Below are 15,105 nucleotides of genomic sequence, written 5' to 3'. Positions count from 1 at the left end.
ACGCCGGTTTCAAGGCCGCAGGCGGGGTGTGTCAAGTCCGATATGCCCACCTGACAATTTCGCCGGGACAGGCTAGCAGTTTTTGCATGACCAGCCCCCTGCGCCCTTCCGCGGCGGAATGCGCGCCGCTTCCGGCCCTCGACGCGGCCGAGGCCGTGCGCCGCGTCGCCGCCATCGCGGAGGCGCCGGACATGGAAACCGCCTGGGCGGTCTTCGTCGCCGCCGCCCGCGCCATGGGGTTCGAACGCATCAATTACGGCTACACGCGTTACCGCACAGGGGCGGGCATCGGCGACCCGGCGGATGCGATGTTCCTCTCGACCCATGCGCTTGAGCAGGTGATCGCCTTCCACACCACCGGGCTCTACCTGCAATCCGCCGATTACCGCTGGACAAGGGACAACTGCGGGGCGTGTTCGTGGGGCTGGGTGCATGAGGAGCGCGCCGCCGGGCGCCTGTCCGCGCAGGAGATACGCACCATGGACAAGCTGGGCCGCACCCGCGCGGGCTATACCGTCAGCTTTCCCGTGGGCGCGCCGCGCTCGAAGGGGGCGATGGGCCTTGCCGCGCCGCGGGACGTGCCGCAGGAGGCGGTCGATGCCCACTGGCAGCACCACAGCGACGCCCTGCTGGCCCTGACGCACATTGCGCATTTCAAGCTCAGCCAGCTTCCGCTGCCGGTCGCCGCCGCACAACTGACGCCCCGCCAGCGCGAATGCCTGCAATGGATCGCCGACGGCAAGACGCAGGCCGACATCACCCAGATCACCGGCATGGCCGCCTCGACCGTCGAACGCCACCTGTCGCGCGCCCGCGACCACCTGAGGGTGGAGACCACAGCGCAGGCCATCGCCAAGCTCGCCTTCCTCAACCAGCTCTGGGTTACCCAACTGGACGAGGCGCCGTGAGGCCAAGGGGCAGGGCGGCGCGTCCGGCGATTTTCTGAAAAATTAAACAAAGACAGTTCTTTAATTGCCAATCCTGACCTCCATTCAACCCTGAGATTCCCCCAAGATCGGCGGTTTTCGGTCGTCCGGCGCGGGAGTCTGGCGGCCTTCCGCGCACACACCTGCTCGTGATCCCGGGGCGCTTGGCGCATCGGCCACCGCCATGCTTAAATCTGTCCTGTTGCTGCCAAAACCATTTGTTCCATAGGTGCCTTCGATGCCCAGACCGCCCCTGTTCGTCTTCTTCGTGCTCGCTTTGTCGACGCTCATCACCGCCGTCGGTTACGCCGAATCCGACAGCCGCCACGCCGCCGTCTCCGCCCCCTCTGCCGGAGCACTGTCGGTAGAGGGCGCCCCCCGTTCGCCGCACCCTGGCAGAACGGGCTGAGCGGACCGTCCCGCGCGCCCCGCCTGTCCCGGCGGACGGCGGGCGACGCTTTACCCCATGCGGGTTTTGCGCCATTCCCAGCGGATGGCGCTTTCTTTTTTCCATGGGGCAGAGGGCATGACGGGTCCACGCACGGCAGGCAAGGGGCAGGGCTGAGATGCTCTTCCTGACGATCTGGCCGCTCTTCGCGCTGATCTGCGCGGGCTTCCTCCTCGCCCGCAAGGGGTTTCCCGCCGAAGGCTTCTGGCCGGCGGCCGAGCGCATGAACTATTTCGTGATGTTCCCGGCGCTGCTGTTCTCCAGCCTTGCCCGCGCTCCGATCCGCGACCCGGAGGTGCTGCGCCTCGGTGCGGCGGCCATGCTGACCCTGCTGATCGCGGCGGCGCTGCTGGCCTTCGCGCGCTGGCTCAGACCCGCGCCCGCCGCCCGCTTCGGCCCGGCGCTGCAGGGCGTGCTGCGGTTCAACACCTACCTCGGCGTCGCCGCGATCACGAGCCTCGCCGGACCCGAGGGCCTGTCCCGCGCGGCGGTCTACCTCGCCATCGCCGTGCCGCTGGTGAACCTCCTGTCGATCCTCGCGCTCAGCGAGGGCGGGGCCACGGGGCGCTGGCGCAGGCTGGTCCGGACGATCTTCACCAACCCGCTGATCCTCGCCTGCCTTGCGGGCATCGCGGTGGCGCTGGCCGGGACCGGGCTGCCCTTCGGCTCCGGCGCGTTTTTCTCGCTCCTGGCCCAGGGCAGCCTGCCGCTCGGCCTGCTGTGCGTCGGCGCCGCCCTCCAGCCGCAGGCGCTCAGGCAGGACATGACGGCGCTGGCGGGGATCGGCGCGCTGCGCCTTCTGGCGATGCCGGTGCTTGCCACGATCATCGCGCTCCTCATGGGGCTCGAGCCCGTGTCGGCGCTGATCCTCGTGATCTTCTCCGCCATTCCAACGGCGCCCACGGCCTACGTGCTGACGCGGCAACTGGGCGGCGACGGGCCGTTCATGGCGGGGATCATCACCTCGCAGACGCTGGCCGCCGTGCTGACCCTGCCGCTGGTGGTCTGGCTCTTCGGGCTGATGGGCGGCAACTGACCGCCCGCAGCCCGTCAATTCGCCCGGACGGGGGCTGCGCAAACGCCACCCGCAGGCCATGCACCGCCAGAAGGCTTGCAAACCCCCCGCACGAGCCTCTAAACCGCGTGGAAACCCTCTTTTGCAAGGTCCAGACCCGATGCGCCTCAGCCGCTACTTCCTGCCCGTCCTCAAGGAAACCCCGTCCGAGGCGCAGATCGTCTCGCACCGGCTCATGCTGCGGGCCGGCATGATCAAGCAGGCGCAGGCGGGGATCTATTCCTGGCTGCCGCTGGGCTTCAAGGTCCTGAAGAAGATCGAGAACATCGTCCACGAAGAGCAGCAGCGCGCGGGCCACATCCCGCTTCTGATGCCGACGCTGCAATCGGCGGACCTCTGGCGCGAATCCGGCCGTTACGAGGCTTATGGCGAAGAGATGCTGCGCATCACCGACCGTCACGGCCGCGACATGCTGTACGGGCCGACGAACGAAGAGCTGATCACCGACATCTTCCGCAGCTTCGTGCGGTCCTACAAGGACCTTCCGCTGACGCTCTACCACATCCAGTGGAAGTTCCGCGACGAGATCCGCCCGCGCTTCGGCGTGATGCGCGGCCGCGAGTTCCTGATGAAGGACGGCTACAACTTCGACCTCACCAAGGAGGACGCGCTGCACGCCTACAACCGCCACCTCGTCAGCTACCTGCGCACCTACGAACGCATGGGCCTGCAGGCGATCCCGATGCGCGCCGACGGCGGCCCGATCGGCGGCGATTACACCCACGAATTCCTCGTGCTGGCGGAGACGGGCGAGTCGGAGGTCTTCTACGACAGCGAGATCACCGATCTTAAGTTCGGCACGCGCGACATCGACTTCGACAGCGTCGAGGAATGCCAGTCCGTGCTGGAGGAGTTCACCTCGCGCTACGCCCGCACCGACGAGACCCACGACGAGGCCCTGTTCAACCAGATCCCCGAAGAGCGCCGCCGCTCTGCGCGCGGTATCGAGGTCGGCCAGATCTTCTACTTCGGCACCAAGTACTCCGATGCGATGAACGCCGTGGTGCAGGACCAGTCCGGCGCGCAGGTGCCGGTGCACATGGGCTCCCACGGGATCGGCGTCAGCCGCCTTCTGGGCGCGATCATCGAGGCGTCGCACGACGACAAGGGCATCATCTGGCCGGAAGGCGTGACGCCCTTCCATTGCGGCATCGTCAACCTCAAGCAGGGCGACGCAGAGGCCGACGCCGCCTGCGAGGCGATCTACCTCGACCTGGTGAAATCCGGGCTTGAGCCGCTCTACGACGACACCAACGAACGGGCAGGGGGCAAGTTCGCCACCATGGACCTGATCGGCCTGCCGTGGCGGATCACCGTCGGCCCGCGCGGGCTGAAGAACGGCGTGGTCGAACTGACCTCCCGCCGTACAGGCGAGAGCGAGGAGATGCCGCCCGAGCAGGCGGTCGAGCGCATCCGCCAGATCTACGCCAACCACTGACTATTGCGTGCAGGCCCGCATGCCGGGCCTGCGCTCTCCCTGCAACCCCTGTGCGCCTCTCACTGCCGACCCGCTTGATGCGGCGCGGCGGGCCGCCTTATGCTGGCCGTAAAAAACGGCAGGAGCAGAGGCAATGATTGGGCGGGCACTGGCACTCGCGGGCGGCTTGACGGGCGCGGTGGGCGCTTCGCAGTTCCCCGAATTTTCACAGCAATACATGCAGCGCCTCGGCGGCACGGTGGACGAACTCGCCCGCCAGATCGACCGTTACGAGGCTGACGCGCAGGCGGTCGACATGACGCTGGACGACTACCTCCGCCAGCTTGCCGTCGAAGGGCCGCTGGCCCGGACGCAGGCCGGCAACATGGTTGAGGACATCGCCCGCCACGACCGCCTGACAGAGGCGCTGACCACGCTGGAGGGCGCAGGCCCCTTCATGCGCGCGCGGCTCGCCAGCTACATGGGCGACAGGGAAATCGCGGAACGCGCCTTCGAGGTCTTCAAACCGGCGGTGCCGGCGACCTTCGAAGGCGCTGTCTTTGCGGGAACGGGGTTCTTCGCGGGCTGGCTGGGTCTCAGCCTGCTCTTCGGGTTCCTCGCGCGGCTCTGGGCCACGGCACGGGCGCCTTTCCGCCCGCGCCGGATGACCCGCCGCGGGTATGGCTGAGGGGACGCGCCCCGGTTCAGGCTTCTGCCTGCGCCACCGCCTCGACCTCTGCCACGATGCCGTCGACCACCGCCAGCAGCAGGGCGTCGTCCTCGCATTCGGCCATCACGCGGATCAGCGGCTCCGTCCCCGACTTGCGGATCAAAAGCCGGCCCTTGCCGGTCAGCCGTGCCTCCGCGTCGCGGATCACCGCCTGCACTTTCTCTGACTCGAGCGGCGCCACACCCGGCCCGAAACGCACGTTCTTCAGCAGCTGCGGCACCGGCGCAAAGCTGCGCGTCAGTTCCGAGGCGCGGCGCCCGGCGCGGACCATCTCCGCCAGGAACTGCAGGCCCGCCATCAGCCCGTCGCCCGTGGTGGCATAGTCGGTCATCACGATGTGGCCCGACTGCTCGCCGCCAAGGTTGAAGCCCCCCGCGCGCATCCGTTCCACCACGTAGCGGTCGCCCACCGCCGTCCGCTCCAGCCGCAGGCCGCGCCCGTAGAGGAACCGTTCCAGCCCGAGGTTCGACATCACCGTCGCCACCAGCGCGCCGCCCTTCAGACGGTCTTCCTGCGCCCAGCGGTCTGCCAGCAGCGCCATGATCTGGTCGCCGTCGACCACCGATCCGGTCTCGTCGATCAGGATGATCCGGTCGGCGTCGCCGTCGAGGCACAGTCCGACGTCCGCGCCATGTGCCACGACCGCCTCCGCCGCCGCCTCCGGATGGGTGGAGCCGCATTTGGCGTTGATGTTCAGGCCGTTGGGGCTTGTGCCCAGCGGCACCACGTCTGCGCCCAGCTCCCACAGGACCTCGGGCGCGGTCTTGTAGGCGGCGCCGTTCGCGCAATCCACGACCACCTTGATCCCGTCGAGCCTCAGGCCGGAGGGCAGGGTGCTCTTCACCCGCTCCTGGTAGCGGAAGCGACCGTCGTCGATGCGCTTCGCCCGGCCGATGTTCTGCGGCTGCGCTCCGTGCACGCCGCCCTCGACCAGCCCCTCGATCTCTGCCTCGACCGCGTCGGACAGCTTGAACCCGTCGGGGCCGAAGAACTTGATGCCGTTGTCGTCCGCCGGATTGTGGCTGGCGGAAATCATGATCCCGAGGTCGGCGCGCATGGAGGTCGTCAGCAGCCCCACGGCAGGTGTCGGCACCGGCCCCAGCAGCAGCACGTTCATGCCCGTCGAGGTCAGGCCCGCGGTCAGCGCGTTCTCGAACATGTAGCCCGACAGGCGGGTGTCCTTGCCGATCACCACGCGGTGCACCCCGCCGTGTTCGTTGCGGAAGTGGCGGCCCACCGCGGCGCCAAGCGCCACCGCCAGCTCGACGGTCATCGGATAGGTGTTGGCCTTGCCTCGCACCCCGTCGGTGCCGAACAACTTGCGGCTCATGTCTTGCCTCTCCCTTGTATGGCCCGCAGCATCGTCAGCGCCTGCGCCGTCTCTGCCACGTCGTGAACCCGGACGATCTGCACGCCCTGCGCTGCCACGGCCAGCGCACAGGCGACCGAACCGGGCATGCGCTCGGCGGCCTTCTCGACCCCGGTGAGCTTGCCCACGAACCCCTTGCGCGACGCCCCCACCAGGATCGGACAGCCAAGCCCGTGATAGAGCGACACGTTCGCCAGAAGCGCGAGGTTGTGATGCATGAGCTTGCCAAAGCCGATCCCCGGATCGACCACGATGTTGCTGCGCGGCATCCCGAGGTCTTCGAGCTTCAGGATCTGCCGTTCGAGGAAATCGTAGACGTCCAGCAGCACGTCCTCGAACTTCGGATCGTCCTGCATCGTCTCCGGCTCGCCCATCATGTGCATGACGCAGACCGGCAGGTTCCGCTCGGTGCAGAAGCGCGCCAGCATCGGATCGTATACGAAGCCCGAGATGTCGTTGACCAGCCGCGCCCCCGCATCGACCGCCGCCTCTGCCACGACCGACTTGCGCGTGTCGATGGAAACCGGCGCCGCGATTTCGCTCGCGATGGCGCGGATCACCGGCTCGACGCGGGCGATCTCGGCCTCGCGCGGGACGGTCCTTGCGCCGGGGCGCGTGCTTTCGCCGCCCACGTCGAGGATGTCGGCCCCTTTCTTCACCAGCGCCCGCGCATGGTTCAGCGCGGCGGCAGAGGACTGGTACTGCCCGCCATCGGAAAAGCTGTCGGGGGTGACGTTGAGGATGCCCATGACCCTGCAGCGGTCCATCGCGACCCCGGCGACGGGCGCGCGCGGCGCACTGATGCGGTCGCGCCACTCCTGCGGCACCGCCTCCAGCGGCACGGTCCGGGGCGCCTGGCCACGGTCGTACTTCACCGCCTGGTCGAACCAGCCCGGACCGCCGGCGACAGGAAGACTGTGTCCCTCCGGCTCCGGCGCGTCGAACCGGACGAGTGGCCTGTAGTAGGATCTGCTCATGCCGCCCTCACTACCCGATCCGGCGCCCTTTGCAAGATCGTGGGGCGGGTGTCACAGCAGCGGTGCGCCGGTCTCTACCCTGCGCAACGGCACGGGCGCGGTTTCCGGCAGGCTTTCGCCGACAACCAGCAGCTCGGCGGCCTCGATCTCGCCCGCAAACCAGGCAGACAGGGCGACCGCATCGCGGGGCGAGCCCTTCGGCGGTTCGGTGGCATCCAGCACGATCTTCGACGGCGCCCAGACGCAGGTCTGGCCGTTCTTCATCGCCCAGTCCAGCTCGGTGCGGGTCGAGACCACCTTGCAGCGCAGGTCCCGCGCCGCCAGCCGCCAGGCGTTCTGCTCGATCGCCAGCAGGTCGACCCGGCGCTGGGTCATCCTGTGCCCGGTTTCCAGCGGTGCCTCGGCGGGCAGCCCTGTGGTCAGGATCACCGGCGCCCCGTCCGCCACGAGATCGTCGATCCAGCGCCCCAGGTCGGGGTGCGCGATGGCGTCGTTCGACAGGTAGACCACGCGCGGATGCGGCCGGGCCGAGGCCGCGTCCTCGGCCAGCGCATCGAGGTGGGCTGCCACGTCCTTGCGGGCGCGCACGATCTCGACGCCAAGCGCGCCGGGCCCGCGGTCCAGCTTCTCGATCCGGACGAAGGCGCGCAGCGCCTGCGGCTCCAGCAGGATGCGTTCGGAAATGCGTTCCGCCAGCGTCTCAAGCAGGTTCAGCCGTTCGGCGGCAAGTTCGTGGGCAATCGCCTCCGTCACCCGGTCGTAGGACAGGATACGGTCCACGTCGTCGTCGATGGTGCCGGTGAAGGGCGCGACCTCGACCACCACGTTGAACCGCAGCCGCTGCGTGATGCCGCGCTCCGCCTGAAAGGCGCCGATCTCCGCCTCGACGATATGGTCGCGAAGGGAAATGCGGTCGCGCGGCGCGTCGCCTGCGGTCGCAATGGCGCGCTCGGACGGATGGGCAAAGGCAAGGCGGACTTCAGAGGCCATGTCGACTCCCGATTGGTGGTGGGGCCCACCTATAGGGCCCATTCCGCGGGGATGGCAGGCCGAAAGCGGCAAACGCCGACCTGTGGCGGCATCCTGCACGGCTGTTGACGGTAGTCGACGGGCGGGGAAGTGCCGCCGCTCAGCGCGGATTGCGGTAGAAGATGTGCTGGCCGATGTTGGCCGTCTTCATGAAGGTGCGCGACCACTTCGGGCGCACGGCGTTGGTGTGGTAGTAGGTAGCCCCCTGAGTCAGCGTGCGCGGCGCGCCGTTCAGCATGACCTGCGCCACCTTGCCGACCCGGTTCCACGCGGCGGGCTCGTTGATGCGCTCGGGGTTGCCGTCGCAGGTGTAGGTGAACTGGCAGCCGTATTTCTTGCCGGTGCCCTGTTTCACCACGCCGCAGACCGATCCCGGGAAGCGCGGCGAGGACACGCGGTTCATGATGACCTCGGCCACCGCGAACAGGCCCTGCACGCTTTCGCCGCGGGCTTCGAAGTACAGCGCCTCCGACAGGCATTGCCATTCCGCGCCGCCGGTCGAGATGATCGGCTGACGCGCCAGCCAGTCGTTGGAGTAGGTGATGCCGCCCGCGCCCTGCGCGCCGGCGACCGGCGTGACCAGTTTCTCCAGGTGGCCGTTGCGCGCCCGGGCCAGCGCCTTGGTCTCGAGCGAGACAAGCGTCTTTGCCTTGAGGACGGCATCGGCATGGGCCGGGGCGGAAATGGTCGAAGCAATTGCCAGGCCGATCAGGGCGGCAGCACGGAAGGCACGGATCATCGCGGCGGTCTCTTTTTACGGGAACGTGGCCCCGATCCATGCCGGGACGGCGCGGTACGTAGCCAATTTCCCGAAATTCGTAAACATCGCGATCCGGAGACGCGGATTCTTGCCGCCAGTTGCGGCCGATCTGCGACTTGTCCACCGCTTTTGTCGCAGGCCGTCTTGCAAATTCCGCGACCGCATCGCCTGCGCGACGAGCGCCGGGCGACTCGGGGTAAGCCCCCATAAACCTTGGGCGACTCGTGTTAAGGTTGCTTTACGTCGGGGAGGGTTCAGGAAGGCGGGCAAGCCCCCATGTGTCACATGCGCGGAGGTTTGCGCACACCTTGGGCGGAAAGTGCAAATTGTGCCGCGGCCAGCCGTGCGACCGGCACCCGGAAGGGCGAACAGCTGACATAGGTCATCCCCACCGCGCGGCAGAAGGCGATTGATTCCGGGTTGCCGCCGTGCTCGCCGCAGATCGACAGGGTGACACCGGGGTTGGACGAGCGGCCGCGCTCCACGCCGATGGCCACCAGCTCGCCCACACCGTCGAGGTCGAGCACGTGGAAGGGGTCCTCGCTGAACACGCCCTGCTGCACGTAATCGCCCATGAAGCGGCCCGCGTCGTCGCGCGACAGTCCGTAGGTCATCTGCGTCAGGTCGTTGGTGCCGAAGGACAGGAACTGGCAGTGCGGGGCGATCTCGTCGGCGCGCAGGCAGGCGCGCGGCGTCTCCACCATCACGCCCAGCCGGTAGGTGAAATCGCGCCCGCGCTCCGCCCGGACCTCGGCGGCGACCGCGTCGATGCGCGAACGCAGCAGCTCCACCTCGCGGTTCGCGCTGACCAGCGGCAGCATGATCTCCGGCACCACCGGCGCCCCCTCGCGCGAGGCGTCGAGCGTCGCCTCGAAGATCGCGCGCGCCTGCATGTCGTAGATCTCCGGCACGGTGATCCCCAGCCGCACGCCGCGCAGGCCCAGCATGGGGTTGTACTCGCCCATCGACTCCACCCGCCGCGTCACGTCCGACACGGGCAGGTCCAGCGCCTCCGCCAGGTCGCGCAGCCCCGCGCGGTCGGTCGGCAGGAACTCGTGCAGCGGCGGATCGAACAGCCGGATGCACACCGGCAACCCCTCCATGATGCGGAAAAGCTCTGTAAAGTCGGCACGTTGCATCGGAAGCAGGATGGCAAGCGCCGCCTGCCGGTCCTCCGTCGCATCGGCAAAGATCATCTCCCGCATCGGCGTGATGCGGTCGGCTTCGAAGAACATGTGCTCGGTCCGGCACAGGCCGATCCCCTGCGCCATGAAGCGCCGCGCGGTCGCCGCGTCGGCGGGCGTGTCGGCATTGGCGCGGACGCCGATGTCGCGCGCCTCGTCGGCCCAGCCCATCAGCGTCTGGAACGCATCGTCGAGCGCGGCCTCCACCATGTCGGGGCTGCCCTCCAGCACCTCGCCCGCGGTGCCGTCCAGCGTGACGATGTCGCCCTCGCGGAAGGTGCGGCCGTCCTCGGCGAGGATCGTCTTGCGCTGCAGGTCGATCTTCATCCGCGCCGCGCCCACCACGCAGGGCAGGCCCAGCCCGCGCCCGATCACCGCGGCGTGCGAGGTCATGCCGCCGCGCTCCGTCAGCACGGCCACGGCGGCGTGCATGCCCCGGATGTCCTCGGGCGATGTCTCGCGCCGGACAAGGATGCAGGTCTCCCCGCGCGAGGTGCAGGCCATCGCCTCCGCCGAGGAGAAGACGATCCGGCCCGTCGCGGCCCCGGGCGAGGCGGCGATGCCGCGCCCGATCACCCGACGGTCGGCGCCCGGCGCCACCTGCCGGTGCAACAGTTCCGAGATCGCGCCCGGCTCGATCCGCATCACCGCCTCCTGCGGCGTGATGATCCCGTCCTCCACCAGCCGCACCGCGATCCGCACCGCCGCCCGCGACGACCGCTGGACGCGCATCCCGTCGAGGATGTGGACCTGTCCGTTCTGGATGGTGAACTCGATCTGCATCTCGGCGCGCAGCTTGCGGCGCATCAGCTCGGCGTTGGCCTTGAGCTGGTGGAAGGCCTCCGGCGCCAGCTCTTCCAGCGAGGGGCCGCGCGGGTCCTTTTCGAGAAACAGGCTGGTGTTGCGGTGCTTCAGCGCCTCGCGGCCCTGGCTCTGGCTTAGGTAACGTCCGGTGATCTGCGGCAGCCCGGTATCCGAATCGACCAGCTGCAGCACGCCCGACCCGCATTCGCCCTTGCCCAGACCCGGCGCCATCTCCTGCACCACAAGGCCAAGGCCCGCGTCCACCGGCGCGCCCTTGGCCTGCCGCAGCAGCCGGGCGGTCGTGCCCTCCCACGCCCGCGCCATGGAGCGCAGGACCTCCCGCAACTGCACCGCCGGGTCCTGGGGGAAGACCTCTTCGGCCTCCTCCTCGTAGGCGGCGAGCGCGGCAGAGAGTCCGGCCTGTCCCACATCCTCGATCTCGTCGAAGAGGTCGGGGTCGAGCCGCGCGACGTGGATCGCGTAGCCCTGCACGAACCGCATGTAGAGCGAGGCAGAGGCATCGTGCCCGATACTTTCCGTCAGCGCCACGTAGCGCGCGTCGTTCATGCCGATGTTCAGGACCGCGCCGGGACCGCCCCAGTCGGGATCCTCCGACGAGGGCCGCACGCACAGAAGCGCGTCGGGGTCGAAGTGCGCCAGCAGCGCGGCCATGTCCGGCATCTGCCCGGCGGCGATGCGGTGCACCTCGGCAAAGGACAGGGCCACGGTGCGCGGCACCGGCAGGTCGAGCCGCACGAGCCGCTGCAGGCACTTCGCCCGCCCGCCATGCGTGGGCGTCGCCATCGGCGCGCTCGGAGTGATGAGCGTGACGTCAGGGTTTTCGGAGAACGCTTTCTGCACTGCAGCACCTGTCTTGGATGCGCGCAGAATACGGAGTGACAGTCATATGACAAGATGGGCTGTCGTCGCGGGCGGGAATGCGTGACGCCGCGTCGTTCTGACGGGTGGTCTCGCCTTGCCTGCGCAAGGCGATCCGCCGGGGAGAGGCGCTGCCTCCCCCCGGTCCCCCCTCCAGCCAGGCCCCGGCCAGGGGGCGACAGGCAGGCGGGGGCGGGCCTCAGCCCTCGATCTTCGTCAGGTCGGCCACCTGCAGGCAGGTCTGGCGGATGCGGCTCAGCAGGTTCAGGCGGTTGCGGCGCACCACGGAATTGTCGGAGTTGACCTGCACTGCGTCAAAGAAGGCGTCGATGGGCGCCCGCAGCGTGGCCATGGCCTCCATCGCGGCGGTGAAATCCTCCGCCTGCATCGCCGGGGCGATCTTGGTGTCGGCAGCATCGAGCGCCTCGAACAGCGCGCGTTCCTCGTCGGTCTCGGCGAACTTCACGTCCGCGCCGAAGGAATACTCGACGCCGTCCTTTTCCTCGGCCTGCGTGAGGATGTTGTTGGCCCGCTTGAAGCCCTGCACGAGGTTCCTGCCGTCCTCGGTCTGCATGACCGCGGCCAGCGCCTCGGCGCGCTTCACCAGCAGGGTGAGGTCGTCGCTGTTCGGCATGGCAAGGCAGGCGTCGATGACGTCATGCGGAATGCCCTCGCCGCGCAGGTGGACCTTCAGGCGGTCGTGGATGAAGGAGAGGAGGTCGTCGGACACATCAGGTTTGTGGTTCTCGATGGCTTCGACCCACTCCGGCGCCTCTTCCTTGCGGGACTCGAGCAACGTGCGCACGGCCGAACCGAAGACGCCGTGCAACGCGATCTCCGAAAGGAGCGTATCGCTGAGTTCGCTGTCTTGCGTGTTTGACGGCGCAATCTTGTGGCGCAGCAGTTGCGCGTCGATGAACCGGTCGAGGTGCAGCCGCAACCCGTTCACCAGCACCAGCCGGATCACCCCCAGCGCGGCGCGGCGCAGGGCGTAGGGGTCCTTGGACCCGGTGGGCTTCTCGTCGATGGCCCAGAAGCCGGTCAGCGTGTCCAGCTTGTCGGCCAGCGCCACGGCGACGGAGGTGGGGGCGGTGGGCACGTCGTCGGACGGACCCAGCGGCGAGTAATGTTCCTGGCAGGCGGCGGCGACATCGGCGGGCAGGCCGGCTGCCTCCGCGTAGTAACGGCCCATCAGGCCCTGAAGCTCGGGGAACTCATAGACCATTTCCGAAGACAGGTCGGCCTTGGCGACCTCCGCTGCAAGCTGGGCCTGGTCGGCTTCTGCATTCACCTTCGGGGCGAGGGCACGGGCCAGCGCGGCGATCCGTTCGATCCGGGCCTTCTGGCTGCCCAGCTTGTTGTGGAAGGTCACGTTCTCCAGCCGGTTGGTCCAGGCGGTCAGGCCCTCGTCCTTCGCCACGCGCAGGTCGTTCTCCCAGAAGAACTTCGCATCCGACAGGCGGGCGGCCAGCACCTTCTGGTTGCCCGCAAGGATGGTGGCGCCGTTGTCCGCCGTCTCGATGTTGGCGACGGTGACGAACTTCTCGATCCGGCCGGTGGCGGGGTTCTTCACGGAAAAGAACTTCTGGTGTTCCTTCATGGAGGTCTGCAGCACCTCCGGCGGCAGCCCGAGGAAGGTGTCGGCGATGTCGCCCATAAGCACGAACGGCCATTCCACGAGGCCCGCGACCTCCGCCAGAAGGCCCTTGTCCTCGACCACTTCGAGGCCCTGGGCAAAGGCCATGTTGGTGGCGTCGTTCCAGATGTGCTCGGCACGTTCCCCGGCGGAAAGGATCACATGCGCGCGCTTCAGCTTGGCGGCGTAATCGTCGAAGGAGGTGACCTCGAACGGCGCGCCGCCCATGAAGCGGTGGCCCTCCGTGGTGCGGCCGGCGCGGATGCCGTCGATCTCCAGGTCCACCACGTGTTCGCCACCCTCGTCGCGCATCACGCAGAGGATGCGGTGCAGGGGGCGGACCCAGCGCAGGCTGCCCGCGCCCCAGCGCATCGACTTGGGCCAGGGAAAGCCGCGCACGGTCTTTTCGAGCTGCTCGGCCACGATGGCCTCGGCCTTGCGGCCCGGGGTGATGACGGTGGCGTAATAGAACGCGCCCTTCTTGTCCTCGCGCTCCTCGAGCTGGTCGCGGGTGACGCCCGCGCCGCGCATGAAGCCTTCGAGCGCCTTGTCCGGCGCGCCGACCTTCGGGCCGCGGCGCTCTTCCTTCAGGGTGGGGCTTTCGGCGGTCAGCCCCTCGACCGTCAGGCAGAGGCGGCGCGGCGTGTGGAAGGCCGCGGCGGAGGCATAGGTCAGACCGGCCTCGACCAGACCGTCGGTCATCATCTTCTTCAGGTCTTCGGCCGCCCGCGCCTGCATGCGCGCCGGGATTTCCTCGGAAAAGAGTTCGATCAGAAGGTCGGGCATCGTCTCACCACAGCTTTGGCCCGCGCCTTGGCGGCACGGGCTTCGTCGTTGCAGCGGTGTCTAGCGGGCCAAGCAGGGGGTCGCAAGCGGAGACGGTGCCGCCTGCGACCCGGGCGGGGTCAGGCTGTGGCTTCGTTGAGCTTGCCCTCGGCTTTCAGCTTGGCGCGGCGGGCGAGGGTCATGACGTCCTTGCCCTCGTAGCGCGGCAGCACGCGGTACCAGCCTTCAACGGCGTTCTCGACGGCGAAGGCCAGGAGGCCAAGCGCCACGATGCCCAGAAGGATGCGCCCGTAGGCCATGGAGCGGAGCTGGTGCAGGGCGTCGCCCACGCCGCCGGCCTCGCTCGGATTGGTGGTCATCGCCGCCACGATGATCGAGATGCCGATGAGCGAGATCACCACGCCCTGCGCGATGCAGCCGAACTTGCAGACCGGGTCGAGCTTGCGGGCGGTCGGCGTGACGCGGATGTGTTCCTTGTACTTTTCGGCCCAGCCCTTGTGCATGTAGTAGATGCCTGCGCCCAGCGTGGCGAGGCCGACGGCCCCCACGAGCCACGGTCCGAACGGCATGGTCATCAGCTTCTGGGTCATCGACTGCGTGCCGCCTTCGCCGCCGCCGCTGCCGCCCATGGCGGTCGCCGCGACCGAGACGCCGATGGCGCCGTGGATCAGGCCGGTGACGACAAGCCCCGCGCGGGCGATCATGCCCTTCGCGTCGGTGCCGTAATCCTCCAGGTCCATCCAGGCGTCGACCAGCCGCCAGGCGAGATAGGCCCAGAGACCCACGGCGATCGCCCAGAGCGCGGCCACGCCCCAGGCCTGTCCGCGCAGGTCGGCGAGCGCGTCGGTGGTGCCCTGCGCCTCGCCCCCCTTCACCGCGGCCATGAGGGCCAGACCGCCCACGACCACGTAGACGGCGGCGCGCGCGAAATATCCGGTGCGCATGACGGGCGGAACCCAGGCGGGGGCTTTTTCGGACATGGTCGATCTCTCCTTTGTTGCAGGGAGAGCGCTTGGCAGGGCGATAAAGTTCCGTGGAAGTTGTGGCAGGCCCGGGTTTCGCCGCACTTTCCGCGCGGCGATCCG

General features: G+C 68.5%; 12 protein-coding genes. 5 read left to right on the top strand and 7 right to left on the bottom strand.

Features of this window, described 5'->3' with window-relative positions; all coding sequences use genetic code 11:
• Positions 1-86 precede the first annotated feature (86 nt).
• From ACU0DV_RS16925 to ACU0DV_RS16905, 5 genes are all read left to right on the top strand, one after another.
• Positions 87-908, top strand: coding sequence for a helix-turn-helix transcriptional regulator (locus ACU0DV_RS16925; protein WP_446243147.1), 822 nt, complete (start codon positions 87-89; stop codon positions 906-908).
• A gap of 256 nt (positions 909-1,164) precedes the next feature.
• A complete protein-coding gene (locus ACU0DV_RS16920; RefSeq protein WP_446243148.1) occupies positions 1,165-1,335 on the top strand; it encodes a hypothetical protein in 171 nt (56 codons plus the stop codon).
• Between the two features lie 157 nt (positions 1,336-1,492).
• On the top strand, positions 1,493-2,410 hold the full coding sequence (locus ACU0DV_RS16915) for an AEC family transporter (protein WP_446243149.1): 918 nt from the start codon (positions 1,493-1,495) through the stop codon (positions 2,408-2,410).
• A gap of 139 nt (positions 2,411-2,549) precedes the next feature.
• Positions 2,550-3,887 carry a proline--tRNA ligase gene (gene proS / locus ACU0DV_RS16910; RefSeq protein WP_446243150.1) on the top strand — a complete coding sequence of 446 codons (1,338 nt, stop codon included), beginning with the start codon at positions 2,550-2,552 and terminating at the stop codon, positions 3,885-3,887.
• 133 nt (positions 3,888-4,020) lie between these two features.
• The gene (locus tag ACU0DV_RS16905) at positions 4,021-4,554 is read left to right on the top strand and encodes a DUF2937 family protein (protein ID WP_446243151.1); all 534 of its coding nucleotides are present in this window, start codon (positions 4,021-4,023) and stop codon (positions 4,552-4,554) included.
• A 16-nt stretch (positions 4,555-4,570) separates the two neighbouring features.
• On the opposite strand, the gene glmM is transcribed toward ACU0DV_RS16905, so the two are convergent.
• The 7 genes from glmM to ACU0DV_RS16870 form a co-directional block, all read right to left on the bottom strand.
• The gene (gene glmM, locus ACU0DV_RS16900; protein ID WP_100927130.1) at positions 4,571-5,926 is read right to left on the bottom strand and encodes a phosphoglucosamine mutase; all 1,356 of its coding nucleotides are present in this window, start codon (positions 5,924-5,926) and stop codon (positions 4,571-4,573) included.
• Complete coding sequence (folP, locus tag ACU0DV_RS16895) at positions 5,923-6,942, bottom strand: dihydropteroate synthase (RefSeq protein ID WP_446243152.1); 1,020 nt, start codon at positions 6,940-6,942, stop codon at positions 5,923-5,925. Before folP ends, glmM begins: the two co-directional genes overlap by 4 nt.
• 51 nt (positions 6,943-6,993) lie before the next feature.
• Complete coding sequence (locus ACU0DV_RS16890; RefSeq protein ID WP_446243153.1) at positions 6,994-7,932, bottom strand: dihydroneopterin aldolase; 939 nt, start codon at positions 7,930-7,932, stop codon at positions 6,994-6,996.
• 139 nt (positions 7,933-8,071) lie between these two features.
• Positions 8,072-8,710 (bottom strand): cell wall hydrolase, encoded by a 639-nt coding sequence (locus ACU0DV_RS16885; protein WP_100927127.1) that lies wholly within the window; start codon positions 8,708-8,710, stop codon positions 8,072-8,074.
• Between the two features lie 302 nt (positions 8,711-9,012).
• Complete coding sequence (locus ACU0DV_RS16880; RefSeq protein WP_254698452.1) at positions 9,013-11,523, bottom strand: putative PEP-binding protein; 2,511 nt, start codon at positions 11,521-11,523, stop codon at positions 9,013-9,015.
• A gap of 274 nt (positions 11,524-11,797) precedes the next feature.
• Complete coding sequence (gene glyS / locus ACU0DV_RS16875) at positions 11,798-14,020, bottom strand: glycine--tRNA ligase subunit beta (RefSeq protein ID WP_446242812.1); 2,223 nt, start codon at positions 14,018-14,020, stop codon at positions 11,798-11,800.
• Between the two features lie 119 nt (positions 14,021-14,139).
• Positions 14,140-15,000, bottom strand: a complete 861-nt coding sequence (locus tag ACU0DV_RS16870) for a DUF1206 domain-containing protein (protein WP_100927124.1) — start codon at positions 14,998-15,000, stop codon at positions 14,140-14,142.
• Between the last annotated feature and the right edge of the window lie 105 nt (positions 15,001-15,105).

The organism is Sagittula sp. (assembly GCF_052825245.1).
Note: the sequence above shows the minus strand (reverse complement) of the source record. Positions and strands in the feature narration are given on the sequence as shown.

What these genes read in the sequence shown, in the direction of transcription:
- folP (WP_446243152.1), bottom strand. Translation starts at nt 6,942, where the DNA reads ATGAGCAGATCCTACTACAGGCCACTCGTCCGGTTCGACGCGCCGGAG.
- proS (WP_446243150.1), top strand. Translation starts at nt 2,550, where the DNA reads ATGCGCCTCAGCCGCTACTTCCTGCCCGTCCTCAAGGAAACCCCGTCC.
- ACU0DV_RS16880 (WP_254698452.1), bottom strand. Translation starts at nt 11,523, where the DNA reads ATGGCGACGCCCACGCATGGCGGGCGGGCGAAGTGCCTGCAGCGGCTC.
- ACU0DV_RS16925 (WP_446243147.1), top strand. Translation starts at nt 87, where the DNA reads ATGACCAGCCCCCTGCGCCCTTCCGCGGCGGAATGCGCGCCGCTTCCG.
- ACU0DV_RS16885 (WP_100927127.1), bottom strand. Translation starts at nt 8,710, where the DNA reads ATGATCCGTGCCTTCCGTGCTGCCGCCCTGATCGGCCTGGCAATTGCT.
- ACU0DV_RS16915 (WP_446243149.1), top strand. Translation starts at nt 1,493, where the DNA reads ATGCTCTTCCTGACGATCTGGCCGCTCTTCGCGCTGATCTGCGCGGGC.
- glmM (WP_100927130.1), bottom strand. Translation starts at nt 5,926, where the DNA reads ATGAGCCGCAAGTTGTTCGGCACCGACGGGGTGCGAGGCAAGGCCAAC.
- ACU0DV_RS16890 (WP_446243153.1), bottom strand. Translation starts at nt 7,932, where the DNA reads ATGGCCTCTGAAGTCCGCCTTGCCTTTGCCCATCCGTCCGAGCGCGCC.
- ACU0DV_RS16905 (WP_446243151.1), top strand. Translation starts at nt 4,021, where the DNA reads ATGATTGGGCGGGCACTGGCACTCGCGGGCGGCTTGACGGGCGCGGTG.
- ACU0DV_RS16920 (WP_446243148.1), top strand. Translation starts at nt 1,165, where the DNA reads ATGCCCAGACCGCCCCTGTTCGTCTTCTTCGTGCTCGCTTTGTCGACG.
- glyS (WP_446242812.1), bottom strand. Translation starts at nt 14,020, where the DNA reads ATGCCCGACCTTCTGATCGAACTCTTTTCCGAGGAAATCCCGGCGCGC.
- ACU0DV_RS16870 (WP_100927124.1), bottom strand. Translation starts at nt 15,000, where the DNA reads ATGTCCGAAAAAGCCCCCGCCTGGGTTCCGCCCGTCATGCGCACCGGA.